The sequence below is a fragment of the Streptococcus sp. AM28-20 genome, assembly GCF_003603595.1.
Classification (GTDB): domain Bacteria; phylum Bacillota; class Bacilli; order Lactobacillales; family Streptococcaceae; genus Streptococcus; species Streptococcus ilei.
On sequence record NZ_QTNK01000002.1, the window covers coordinates 451,672 to 464,355 of the forward strand.

The following is a 12,684-nucleotide window of genomic DNA, read 5'->3' on the forward strand; positions in this document are numbered from 1 at the left end:
AAGAGGGTGGAGACTTTCCCCATCCTCTTTCTGTTACCTGTGATCTTTTCACCGTATGTTTGCTGGTTTATCCAGCTTTTTTACTTGGCCTTATCGGCTCTTTTTTTCTTGTCATCCAGCACAGCACCGGCAAGTCCTGCTGCTAGAAGACCTGCAACGAGGCTTGCGACGCTTTCTTCTGTTCCCGTATTCGGTAAAGTCCCTTCGGAAACTGGAGCAGGCGAAACCGCTGGAGTTTGAGCTTCTTTCTCGACTTCCTTACCTGCCACTTCCGTCACTTCATGGTGCACTGCTTTTACCTCCATAGAGGACTGAGGAGTTCTTGCTTGCACTGGTCTTTCTGGCGCAAGAGGAACTCCCGGGTTTGGAAGTGGTTGTGGTTCTGGTTGCGGTTGTGGCTGTGGCTGTGGTTCTGGCTGCGGAGTCTCTGGCACCTCTTCTTTAGTACCCACCTCTGTAATTTCTGCCACTGGCTCTAGTTCTACAAAAGCATCGACTTCCTTACGAGATTCCACTCCATTTTCTTGAGAGACTTCCACCAAGCGCAATTTACGGCCTTTTTGCCCTTCTTGAACCACACGCTTCTCACCTTTCGACAAGCTATCATTTAGACGTTCTTCACGCGCAAAATCAAGTTCCTCTGCCTCAATGATGAGTTCTGGCTTGGTATGGACCAAATTCTTCACACCTTCTTCAGGAATAGCTGAGCCTGTTGGTGCTTTTGCTAGGAGTGAGATTTGATATATTTTCTCTATCTTACCATCTTCTGATACAACCTTGACAAGGACAGGTGCATTAGAATCTTTAGCATCAACAACTGTAACGGCTGCTCCATTTTTACCTTGTGCTGAAACTATTGGACGTTCTCCCTCGTACTCTAGATGATAATCCGTCACATCCGGATTGAACCCTTCCAACTCTTTGCCATTTACTTGGATAGAGACATCCGTCGTTGCATTAGGTTCTTCAGTTGGAGCATAGGCACTCAATTCAACGATTCCAATTCCTTTTAGATTTTCATCACGGACCATTCTTAAACGGATGGCTTTGGTTCTGGTTTCATTGAAGCTGAGGTTAGAGATATAACCAGGCTCAAAGGCATAATCCAAGCTATAAGGAATTTCTTCCCAGTTAGAGGCTTGGTTAAATGGATGTTCTGGAAGGTTTTTCAGATTGCCATAATCATCTGGAACATCAAAGTCTGGACCAATATAGCGTTCAAGAACCGTCTTGGTTGGCAGGCCTGTTTCCTGATCTGCAAAGAAGTCGACCGCTACTTTATTGACTAAACGCTCTGTTACTTGACCATTTTTCTTGAAGATGAGACCGGCAAACACTTCTGTTTGATCTGGTTCTCTCTTCCAGTTGGTCCAACGATAGTACTCGTTGTAGCCACCATCATTGATGTAATCGATATAGTCGATTTGGTTTGGATCAAGATCATTGGTTTCACTGGCAAAGGCTCTGGTATCCTCTGCATTGTAGTCACGGTTCACAGAGAGGATTTCTCCCGTCTTTTCTGACACCCGGACGGTCAGCCGAGCTGTCAGATCATAGCCAAGGACTTTTCCTTCTATCGTGAAGCTGCCTTCATGAGAAAGCGCATCAGCTGGTACAGCTTGCCAGCCCACGGTCAGTTCTTTGCGATCATAGCCTGTATCCCCTTTGAAGTAGACGCCTACTGTAGATGGTAAAACTAGATTTTGACCGACTTTGACAAAACGGCGACCCGCTTCCACTGCTACTGGAGCAGATTGTTTCAGTTTTTCTGCATCGCTTGTGAGATGGAGGCGGTATTCTTGTAAGATGGTGCCATCTTCTGCTTTGTGGATGACACGGATTGGCTCACCTTCATGGACGCTTGGCACAACCGTTGCAAGGCCGTGATGGCTAGCTGTGGCTTCCACCTGAGGATAAGCCCGATCACGCGCATCGATGTAGTAATCTGTCACACTTGGGTTGACCCCTGGCAAAACCTCACCATTGACACGAATGGTCACTTGGCTCTTTTCTTCTGCCGCAACCTTATTGGCAAATACCTGAATCTCTGAAATAGAGCTTCCACGTTTGCCTTCTGGTGTCTTCATGCGGATCCGAACCGCATAAGTGTCGACTTTATCAAAACTAAAATGATTCATCTTGCCAGCTGCTACCGGTTCTTGAACGGTGAGGTTGCTGACTTCTTTCCAGTTAGCTGGGTTGTTAAATGGATGATCTGTTTCGTCTTTGACGCGATTTGGATTGCTTGGTACTGTTGGGATTTGCTCACCCGCATAGTACTCGATCACATATTCACTCGGAGCCCCAACGCCGTGGTCTTCGTGGAAACCAACATGGAGGTTATCCACTGCACGCTTGGTCAAGATACCAGAATCCCCAAACAAGATACCAACAGAATCTTCCGCATTGTCACGGCCCCAGTTGGTCCAACGGTTGGCTGGAGCATCGGTAAAGGAGATGACCTTGTCATTGACCTTAGCAACTGGATCCGCATCGTTAGAATCACTTGCAAAAGCGAGTGGCAAGACGGAGCCTGTCCATTGTTCTGCTACATTGGCCCCTTTGACTGTGTTTGCGGAAACACGAATATGGAGACGGGTTGGAAGGTTGGTTCCTTCTACACGACCGGAGACAACAACTTCTCCTTCTTGGGCCAAGAGTTGCGGATCTACCGCATCCCAGGCTACCTTGGCAGCATAGGCCTTACCATTGGAGTGATAGGTCCGCACGCTTTCTGGAAGTGCTGGTTTTTCACCGAGTGGAGTTGTGGTGCTGACTTCTTCTACAGCAATAATGCCTTCAACTGTGACTTGGGCTTGGGCTTCTTTCTCCACACCCTCTACCTGACCTGTGACAGTAAAGCTATGGTAATCCTTGACTTGATCTGCTGTTACGGCATCCCAGGTCACGCGTTTTTCTTTCGGGAATCCCTTGTCATACTCAACCAACACTGTCTCTGGAAGAGCTGGCAAAACGTTTCGATCAGTGCTGATCCGTACAGGACGTACCTTGACAACTGTCTTTTCTTCTGGATTTGGCGTGATGGTAAAGGTTAATTCTCCTGTTTGTCCTTGGAAGCTAGCTTGTAAATGAACCAATCCTGCTTCCCGTAGTTCCAAACCTTTCTTGCTTGCGACTGCTTTTCCTTGACTACCGGCTGCTGTTACCACATCGATTTGATCCGCTTGGAGACTAGCCACACTGCCATCTTGGTAATGAGCTAGGACATCAAGCGTGACTGTTTGGTCTTCCTTGAGCTCTTGGCCTTCTGGCAGACGCAATTCTAAACGCTGGATCCGTGGACTTTCTTCCTGGAATTGCACAGCATAGGTCTGTACAGCTCCCGTATCCTTAGCAGTGACAAAAATTTGAGCTTTCAAACCATTTTCTCGATTGGCTTGTAGGACCGTCACTTGGGCATTTTCTGCACTCGCTGTGACCTGACCAGGCTCTTGACCATAAGCCAGCGGACGGAAAATCGTATGGTTGCCACTGCCAAATTTTGGAAGCGCTACTCCATCTAGCTCCACTGTTGGTTTCTTAGCCTTGCTGACTGTTCCACCTGCAACCACTAGTGTCGCTTGGACTGTTTCCCCATTGGTTAATAATCCTGTCGCCTTCAAGCGAGCACCTGGTGTAGACAATTGCTCCTCTTGACCGGCTTCCAAGGTCCATTGATCAACGTCATAACTAGCTGTTCGACCATCTGTAAAGACCAATTGCACAGCCTTATCCACAGTTGCTAGATCCGCTCCCTGCGGGATTTGTTTGATGACCGGAAGGACTTGTTCCACGCCGATTACATCAACCAGAGCCTCTACCGTCCGTCCTTGAACACGACCTGTCACACGAACTTGCCCAGCACGACTAAAGTCTGCCGCATCCCATTCAACGGCTTCTTCTTGAGCCGTGCCATCGTTATAGACGACAGATACGCGACTTGGAAGCTCAGGTACTTCACCTAAGTAAACTTGTGTCCGAACCGGTTCTACTCCCAAGATAGAGCGTTCTTCCTGGTCCTTCTTACCTGTAAAGAGACTGACTTGGTCTGATTGCAAGCGGTCTGAATCAGCATAAAGAGTAAAGGATCCTGCTTGCTCAGTTGATTTGACAATGACCACCCCTTTGCCGTTAAAGGCCCGACGTTGCCATGAGCCATCTTCCTGTGCTTTGTAGCGTTCACGGCTGGCTTGTTCCCCGTTGTCGACGCCGACAATTTGGCCTTGTCCATGCAGATGGAAATGCACCAAATTATTGGCAGTTGGCACGACACGGCCTGCTTCATCAACGATTTCATAGGTAATATAAGTTAAATCTTTACCGTCTGCCGCAATGGCGTGCTCCTCTTTTAGCAGACGAACACCTGCTGGCTTCCCAGCTGTTTCGATCTGATCGCGGGCAATTACTTCCCCTGCTTCGTTGCGGGCAATGGCTTCCACTTTACCTGGTACATAAGAAACCAACCACTCTAGATAGAGTTCATCCGGATTTGCCCCTTCCTGATAGGTCCGGCCATCAGCTGTGGTTTTCTTAGTAAAGGTCTTCACCCCTTTTGATTCCCCATTGACAATCAATTCCACACTATGAGCATTGGAGAAGGTACGGACAGGAATCCGTCCTTCTTCATCCATGACACGATTGGCCAATTCTGGATTGTCCCAGTTCCAATGTGGCAAGAGATGGACCATTGGATGTTTCTCAGCTGACAACCATTGACTTTGGTAAAGATAAAAATCATTCTTTGGAAGTCCTGCAGTATCCACGATACCGAAATAAGAACTTTTCACAGGTGTATCATTTTGGTTGTGCCATGGTGTTGGCTCACCGATATAGTCTGTACCTGTCCAGATAAATTGACCTGCATAGCCGGCATGATCGCGGTCAAAGGTCCAAGAGGCTGTCGCTGTCCGACCCCAACCAACCCGGTCATTGCCGTAGTCTGATTGTTCATAATGGCGATCTTCTTGGTTGCTTCCTACCCATTCTCTTTCAGGGTGATAGTAAGAGCCCCGTGTCCGCGTTGCAGAAGAGGTTTCAGAACCGTAAATGAGCCAATTCGGATGTTTAGCTCGTAGGCTTTCATAGTTGGCCTCTGAATAGTTAAATCCAACCGCATCGAGCTCTGCTGCTATCTTTTCATGGCCTCCTGAACCATCGCCAAAGCGGAATTTATCAGCCCCCATGGTGACATAGCGGGTTGCATCCACTTCCTTGATGGTCTTGACGAGACGACGAACAGTTGCGACAGACTTATCAGATCCATCTGCTTCACCGACTTCGTTACCGATGGACCACATCACAATAGAAGGATTGTTCTTGCCCCGCTCTACCATGGTCCGAAGGTCATAGTCAGACCACTTATCCCCTTTACGAGCTTCTGGATGGGTCGCATCCTTTTCGAAGAAACGGCCGTAATCGTATTGTTTCTTGCCACCATACCAGGTATCAAAAGCTTCTTCTTGGACCATCAAGCCCAATTCCGCTGCAATTTGCAGAGTTTGTTCACTCGCAGGGTTGTGGGTCGTCCGGATAGCATTGACTCCCATGTCCTTCATCTGTTTGAGACGGCGATATTCAGCCTTGTAATTTTCTTCGGCTCCAAGTGCCCCGTGGTCATGGTGAAGGGAAACACCGTGGAATTTTGTAGCCACTCCATTGAGGAAGAAGCCACCTTCTGGCGTCCAGTTCAGATAACGGTAGCCAAAACTTTCTTTTTGCACATCGACCAACTGCGAATCGCGATAGACCCGAGTATAGAGAGTATAGAGGGCTGGGTTATTGGTTTTGACATCCCAAAGGGTCGGTTTTTCAACATGAAGGGTATGAGACAGGTTGATCTCTTGACCAGCCAAAACGGATTGCACTTCACTACGCACCTTTTCACTGACCACTTGACCATTTTGATCAACGATTTCGTATTCTGCATAAATACTGTGGGCTTGATCATCTTGGTTGACAATACGACTCTTAACAAGAGTATCGACTGCCCCATTCTTTTGTTCTTCTAATTTTGGACTAGTGATGGTGGTCCCATACTTGGCCACATGAACCTTGTCTGTCACACTGAGTTTGACATCCCGATAGATCCCACTTCCTGAATACCAACGACTACTTGGTTGTTGGTTGACCACATGAACTGCGATGGTGTTTTCGCTTCCATCCGCATTTAAATAAGGGGTAATATCATAAGAAAAGGCATTGTAACCATTTGGATAATGACCAACCAATTGCCCGTTTACATAGACTTTGGAATCCATGTAAACTCCACCAAATTCCAAGCGCACCTTCTTATCGAGGTCCTTGTCGTCCAAACGGAAGGTCTTGCGATACCAAGCATCCCCACCGTTTAATTGTCCGCCTTCATTTTGAGCCGGAGAGTTGTGGTCGAAGTCAAAGAAGATCGACCAATCGTGAGGCAAATCTAATTTTTTCCAGTTTTTGACATCCACCTGGCGACCTTCTGCACCAGAAGCTGCATTTAATTTGAAATACCAGTCCTTGTTAAAGTCTCGTTCGCGATCTTGCACCATGTCCTCCGCTACTTGTTTTTGGTCCTTCGTAGCCTCTTCAGTAGCCCCAACAGAACGTTCACTTGTTTGAGGTCCCACCTGTGGCTGTTCTATTTCTCTCTCATTTCTTTCAGGGGTAATTACAGCAGGAGCCTCTATGGTTGTTGAAACTTTATCACTAGTCCCAACCTCCCCATTCGTTAGCTCTGATGTTTCCGTTGTGGCTGTCGTCTCCTCTTCCGTTACAGCTCTTCCTTCTTCTTCAGCTAAAACAGACGGAGCTCCAAAAAAAGATACACCGATTAATACAGAGCAAGCTCCAACCGCAAGCTTTCGAATACTAAATACACTGCGCTTTTCAAAAAAAGACTTTCCCATATTTAACCTCCTATTGGGATTTTTACAATTGTAAGCGCTTTCTAAAATGCTTTTGCAAATAAAGAAACTCTACATTTTAACTATACCAAAAGTTGAGCCTTTAACAAGAGAACATGCAAAGAATATATAGTTTGTACTAAAAGAACTATACTTTGTCGAACAGATTCTTATTAGCATAAAATAGGATTGTAGGGATACTAAAGCTCTTTCAGATACGAGAAATGGATCAAGAAGATAGTGATGACATCCATCATTCAGTATAAACGATTTCCCCTCTATTTCTCCTGTTTGAAATAGTTGTCATTCCAGCAGAGATAAGGTAGAATGAAAAGGATGAATTGAAAGGATACCACATGAACTACATTATTACTTTTTTGATCTCCATGATTCCTCTGGTGGAGCTTCGTGGAGCTGTTCCCTACGCTATCTCTAGCGGAATTCCTCTTTGGCAAGCCCTCCTGATCGGGGTCATTGGCAATATGCTTCCTGTCCCTATTATCTTCTTTTTCGCTCGCCATATCCTGGAATGGGGGAAAGAGAAACCTCTTATCGGGAATTTCTTTACTTGGTGTCTTAATAAGGGGCATCGTGGAGGTCAAAAATTAGAAGAGGCTGCAGGAGATAAGGGAATCTTTTGGGCCCTGCTCCTCTTCGTCGGCATTCCTTTACCAGGAACTGGAGCTTGGACTGGAACCCTTGCTGCCTCTATTCTAGACTGGGACTTCAAACGGAGTGTCCTAGCGGTCATGTTGGGAGTCATTCTAGCAGGGCTTATCATGGGTACTCTCTCGCTTCTTTTTGGACTCAATACCTTTGCGCATTAATCATAAAAGAGGCTGGGACAAAAGTCCTAGCCTCTCAATTGTCTTTGGATTGTCGAGCAAGACGCAATGGTTGAGTGCTCAAAGCACTGCTTTGAGGTGGTGGATAGAACTTGCGAAGCAAGTATCCTAAGTCTTTGTTCGCTTTTTAAGCTTCAAAGATGCCCTATGTTGACGGAAACTATGTTTCCTTTATCTGCAACCTTCAACAGTCTCCCAGACTGTTGAAGCTGTGCGGAGGTGAGACGACCAAATCGAATTCTAACGAATGACCGATTTCTGTCCCACTCTCTTTTCATCTTGAAAAAAAGAGGTTTCTATAGAAACCTCTTTTCTTTTTATTCTTAGTTATTAAGAGCTGCTGCCATTGTAGCTGCAACTTCTGCTTCAAAGTCATTTGAAGCTTTTTCAATACCTTCACCAACTTCAAAGCGAACAAATTCAACAACTGAAGCATTTACTGATTCAAGGTAAGCTTCTACTGTCTTGCTGTCGTCCATGATGTAGACTTGTGCAAGAAGAGTGTATGCTTGGTCAACTTTTGTGTTGTCCAAGAAGAAGCGATCCATTTTACCTGGGATGATTTTATCCCAGATTTTTTCTGGTTTACCTTCAGCTGCCAATTCAGCTTTGATATCTTCTTCAGCTTGAGCGACAACTTCGTCAGTCAATTGAGCTTTAGAACCATACTTCAAGTGTGGAAGAGCTGGTTTACCAACCATTGCACGGCTTTCGTTGTCTTGGTCGATCACGTGGTTCAATTGTGCCAACTCATCTTTCACGAATTGCTCATCCAATTCTTTGTATGAAAGAACGGTTGGTTTCATTGCAGCGATGTGCATTGAAATTTGTTTAGCAAGGGCTTCGTCTCCACCTTCGATAACAGAGATAACACCAATACGTCCACCGTTGTGTTGGTAAGCACCAAAGTGTTGTGCATCTGTTTTTTCAAGCAAAGCAAAACGACGGAATGAGATTTTTTCTCCGATTGTAGCAGTTGCAGATACGTATGCTGCTTCAAGAGTTTCACCTGAAGGCATTGTCAAAGCAAGAGCTTCTTCGTTGTTAGCTGGTTTACCTTCAGCGATTACTTTCGCAGTTGCGTTTACCAATTCAACGAATTGAGCGTTTTTCGCAACGAAGTCAGTTTCAGCATTTACTTCAACTACTGCTGCAACGTTACCGTTCACATAAACACCAGTCAAACCTTCAGCGGCAACACGGTCAGCTTTTTTAGCTGCTTTAGCCATACCTTTTTCGCGAAGCAATTCGATCGCTTTTTCGATATCACCTTCAACTTCAACCAATGCTTTTTTAGCGTCCATGACACCAGCACCAGATTTTTCACGCAACTCTTTAACAAGTTTAGCTGTAATTTCTGCCATTTTGTTTCTCCTATATTTTTTTAAAAATAGGAGAGCCGGGCTAAGCCCCGCCCTCCTAGGTAATTACTATTTATACGAATTAAGCGTTGTCGCCTTCAACAACTTCAACGATTTCTTCGATTGAATCTGCTTGAGTTTCAGTTGCTGCCAATTCAGCTTCAACTGATGCAACTGCATCTTCACCTTGACGTCCTTCGATAACAGCATCAGCCATTTTCGCAGTGATCAATTTAACAGCGCGGATAGCATCATCGTTAGCTGGGATGATTACATCGATATCGTCTGGGTCAGTGTTTGTGTCGACCATCGCTACAACTGGGATACCCAATTTCTTAGCTTCTTTAACAGCGATTTGCTCTTTGTGTGGGTCAACAACGTACATTACGTCTGGGATACGAGGCATATCTTCGATACCACCCAAGAATTTTTCAAGACGAGCGCGTTGTTTGTTAAGAAGTGCCACTTCTTTCTTAGGAAGAACATCGAAGATTCCTTCTTCTTCCATGCGTTTGATTTCTTTCAAACGAGCGATACGTTTTTGGATTGTTCCCCAGTTAGTAAGGGTACCACCCAACCAACGGTGGTTGATGTAGTATTGACCTGAACGAACAGCTTCTTCAGCAACAGCTTCAGCAGCTTGTTTCTTAGTACCAACAAACAATACAACTGCGTCGTTTGCAGCAGCATCACGCATGAAGTCATATGCTTGGTCAGCGTATTTTACAGTTTGTTGCAAGTCGATAACGTGGATTCCGTTACGCTCAGTGAAGATGTACTTAGCCATCTTAGGGTTCCAGCGACGAGTTTGGTGACCGAAGTGTACACCAGCCTCAAGAAGTTGTTTCATTGAAATTACTGCCATGAGTAAATTCTCCTTTTTGTTTTTTTCTCCTCTCCCAGACGTCAGCTTGCAACACGACCACAAGGGCAACGGTGCCACAATGGTTCCGGGATGAGTATTTATTGCTTTACGCAACTTTATAAGTATAGCAGATTTAGAAGCTTTTTGCAAGTCATTTGAGAGAAATTCCTAGACTTTCCTGCTTTTCTTCAGAGTCTCCCTCCTTCCTTTATTTTTTCTGCAAAATTCTCATTCTTTCCCTTTCATAGACCTTTTGTCTGAAATTTTTTCTTGACCTTATCTGATTTTTAAGATAAAATAGAATATGTTGTGGCGGTATAGCCAAGTGGTAAGGCACGGCTCTGCAAAAGCTTGATCGTCGGTTCAAATCCGTCTACCGCCTTCACAAACAAATATCTATGAGCCCAGCAATGGGCTTTTTTGATACATCAGCTTGATTGAATCTCACTTTCACCCCTTCGTAAGTGATCGTGTTTTCCAATCATGAAAGGAAAAGATATGATGAAAAAAGTGACCTTATATGCTCTCAGCATCCTCTCTTTGGCCATGCTCGCTGCTTGCCAACCAGCACAAGAAGAGACTCATCAAAGAAAACCTCTTGTTAGCAGCTCTAAAAAAACCTCTAAAAGCTCTAAGAGTTCTAGAAGTTCATACTCTAAAAAGTCATCCAGCAAAAAGGATTTTTCATCAGGCTTCGACGATGATCATTCTCATAGTTCTTCAGACTCTAACACGCGCGAGGATCCTAACTATACAATGAGCTTGATGGACCAAGGAGAATCACTAGAAGCTATCGGGGATATCCCTGAAATGCCAAAATGGGCTGCCTTCAAAGAAATCAAAGTGGAAATCCTTGTTGGAAATGAAGCCCTTGCTCCTACTTCAAAAGAAGAAGCCATCAGCAAGTTAGGTCCTACTGATTCCACTTCTGGCAATGGTGCTTACTGGCATGGAGATGGCAGTGCTATCTTGATTGATTTTAATGAAAAAGGTCAAGCCACTAACAAAATTGCAACCTTGCCTAACTCTAAAAAGGTTACGAATCTCAAGGATATTCAACCTGGAATGACAGCTAAAGAAGTCATTGAAAAACACGGCCGTCCAGAAACTGTTTTCGTCTTTGGCTACGCGACGATTTTTACTTGGAAAGGTGAAGACGGAAAGGACTACTCTGTCGGTTTTGACAAAGAAACAGTCTTCCAAGTCTCTGAACCTGCATAAAAATCCCTTTTTCGGGATTCTTTTCTAATCCTATTCAAGCGCTCAGCTGATTTTCTCACCGATGGGATAGAAGTCCTTTTCATAACACACAAACCCTCCAAGACCAACGTCTTGGAGGGTTTCTTTGAATAAGAGGCTGGGACAAAAGTCCTAGCCTCTCAATTGCCTTTGAATTGTCGAGCAAGACGCAGTGGTTGCTTGGTATCTTTGTTCGCTTTTAAGCTCCAAATATGACCTAATGAGGGAAACAAAGTTTCCTTTATCTGCAACCTTCAACAGTCTCCCAGACTGTTGAAGCTGTGCGGAGGTGGGACGACGAAATCGAATTCTAACGAAGGACCGATTTCTGTCCCACTCTCTTTCATTCCTTACAATTCTGCAATTTGATTGAGGTTGACTTCTGCCACAGTGTCATTTCCAAACATGGTGATAATCATTTTCACCTTGTTGTTATCGATTTCTGTGATCTTACCAGTGTAATCTGCAAAAGCTCCATCGATGATGCGTACAGTATCTCCTACCTTCACATCAATGTTGAAATCTTGAACGGTTTGTCCCATCGAAATCAAGATGTTACGGATTTCGTCTTCCAAAAGTGGAGTTGGTTTTGAACGGTTCCCGTGTGATCCAACAAATCCAGTTACGTTTGGTGTATTCCGAACGACAAACCAAGCTTCATCCGTCATGACCATTTCTACCAAGACATAACCAGGGAAGCGATTTTCTTCGATTTCTTTTGTCTTCCCGTTTTTCTCGATTTGCACAGTTTGAGTAGGGATTTCTACACGCAAGATGTTTTCCAACATGTTATAGGTTTGTGCGCGTTGAAGAAGGTTTTCCTTCACTTTGTTTTCATATCCTGAGTAGGTCTGTAGGACAAACCAGCCTTTGTCAAAACTATCCATTTTTATTTCCTTTCTTATCTACCAGAAGGGGTTCGTTTCATCACGATACTAAAAAAAGCCTTCTGGCTCTTGTTTTCCTAGCTCCATTATAACATAAAACCGGAGAAAGCAAAGAAGTTTCTCTTGTTTTTCTTCAGCAAGACAAGAAAAAAAGCATCCACAGGGGACGCAGATTTGTTCTTTTTTTAGAACATATCGATGATCTTCAAAATACCTTTAGCCACTACTTGGTCAAACAAATAAATCAAAGCTACAAAGAAAGCGGTGTACTCAATTACTGAGATAAAATTTTTCCATCTTTCCTTGCGATTTGGCCAAGTCGTGTTTTTCAGCAAGACAAAAATATCTTTAAAAAATTTCACAACATTCTCCTATCTGGTTTCTTTATGAATTGTATATTTGCTACAATGTTTACAAAATTTGTTAACTTCTAGACGTTTTGGTTTTGGCGTCGCACTCAACTTGATTGAGTAGTTGCGTGACCCACAAACCGTACACGCTAGACTTGCTTTTTTTAATGCCATAACGCCTCCATTCACACCATTATAGCAAGTTTTCTACTATTTGACAAGTTCTTCTGCTCTCTGGAAGCGCATTTTGTTT

At 44.5% G+C, this 12,684-nt stretch carries 8 protein-coding genes and 1 tRNA gene; 3 read left to right on the forward strand and 6 right to left on the reverse strand.

Annotated elements, in window-relative coordinates:
• Positions 1 to 80: 80 nt before the first annotated feature.
• Positions 81 to 6,887 carry an Ig-like domain-containing protein gene (locus tag DW738_RS07235; RefSeq protein WP_123160694.1) on the reverse strand — a complete coding sequence of 2,269 codons (6,807 nt, stop codon included), beginning with the start codon at positions 6,885 to 6,887 and terminating at the stop codon, positions 81 to 83.
• A 353-nt stretch (positions 6,888 to 7,240) separates the two neighbouring features.
• Between DW738_RS07235 and DW738_RS07240 the strand changes: the two genes are divergently transcribed.
• Positions 7,241 to 7,711 (forward strand): small multi-drug export protein, encoded by a 471-nt coding sequence (locus DW738_RS07240; RefSeq protein WP_023024646.1) that lies wholly within the window; start codon positions 7,241 to 7,243, stop codon positions 7,709 to 7,711.
• A gap of 341 nt (positions 7,712 to 8,052) precedes the next feature.
• Here DW738_RS07240 and tsf read toward each other — a convergent pair whose 3' ends face one another.
• Positions 8,053 to 9,093 (reverse strand): translation elongation factor Ts, encoded by a 1,041-nt coding sequence (gene tsf, locus DW738_RS07245; RefSeq protein WP_023024647.1) that lies wholly within the window; start codon positions 9,091 to 9,093, stop codon positions 8,053 to 8,055.
• Between the two features lie 79 nt (positions 9,094 to 9,172).
• Positions 9,173 to 9,955 (reverse strand): 30S ribosomal protein S2, encoded by a 783-nt coding sequence (gene rpsB / locus DW738_RS07250; protein WP_042507486.1) that lies wholly within the window; start codon positions 9,953 to 9,955, stop codon positions 9,173 to 9,175.
• Between the two features lie 311 nt (positions 9,956 to 10,266).
• Between rpsB and DW738_RS07255 the strand changes: the two genes are divergently transcribed.
• Both DW738_RS07255 and DW738_RS07260 read left to right on the forward strand, forming a co-directional pair.
• A tRNA-Cys gene (locus DW738_RS07255) sits at positions 10,267 to 10,337 on the forward strand.
• Between the two features lie 116 nt (positions 10,338 to 10,453).
• Positions 10,454 to 11,176, forward strand: a complete 723-nt coding sequence (locus DW738_RS07260; protein ID WP_023024651.1) for a hypothetical protein — start codon at positions 10,454 to 10,456, stop codon at positions 11,174 to 11,176.
• A 368-nt stretch (positions 11,177 to 11,544) separates the two neighbouring features.
• On the opposite strand, the gene nusG is transcribed toward DW738_RS07260, so the two are convergent.
• The 3 genes from nusG to rpmG all read right to left on the reverse strand — a co-directional run bounded on the left by nusG (position 11,545) and on the right by rpmG (position 12,605).
• Entirely contained in the window at positions 11,545 to 12,081 is a 537-nt protein-coding gene (nusG, locus tag DW738_RS07265) for a transcription termination/antitermination protein NusG (RefSeq protein ID WP_006595435.1), read from the reverse strand.
• Positions 12,082 to 12,266: 185 nt separating this feature from the next.
• A complete protein-coding gene (gene secE / locus DW738_RS07270; protein ID WP_023024653.1) occupies positions 12,267 to 12,443 on the reverse strand; it encodes a preprotein translocase subunit SecE in 177 nt (58 codons plus the stop codon).
• A 9-nt stretch (positions 12,444 to 12,452) separates the two neighbouring features.
• Positions 12,453 to 12,605, reverse strand: coding sequence for a 50S ribosomal protein L33 (gene rpmG, locus DW738_RS07275; RefSeq protein WP_006595433.1), 153 nt, complete (start codon positions 12,603 to 12,605; stop codon positions 12,453 to 12,455).
• Positions 12,606 to 12,684 lie beyond the last annotated feature (79 nt).

Coding starts and splice junctions, on each gene's coding strand:
- tsf (WP_023024647.1), bottom strand. CDS start 9,093: ATGGCAGAAATTACAGCTAAACTTGTTAAAGAGTTGCGTGAAAAATCT.
- rpmG (WP_006595433.1), bottom strand. CDS start 12,605: ATGGCATTAAAAAAAGCAAGTCTAGCGTGTACGGTTTGTGGGTCACGC.
- nusG (WP_006595435.1), bottom strand. CDS start 12,081: ATGGATAGTTTTGACAAAGGCTGGTTTGTCCTACAGACCTACTCAGGA.
- DW738_RS07235 (WP_123160694.1), bottom strand. CDS start 6,887: ATGGGAAAGTCTTTTTTTGAAAAGCGCAGTGTATTTAGTATTCGAAAG.
- DW738_RS07240 (WP_023024646.1), top strand. CDS start 7,241: ATGAACTACATTATTACTTTTTTGATCTCCATGATTCCTCTGGTGGAG.
- rpsB (WP_042507486.1), bottom strand. CDS start 9,955: ATGGCAGTAATTTCAATGAAACAACTTCTTGAGGCTGGTGTACACTTC.
- DW738_RS07260 (WP_023024651.1), top strand. CDS start 10,454: ATGATGAAAAAAGTGACCTTATATGCTCTCAGCATCCTCTCTTTGGCC.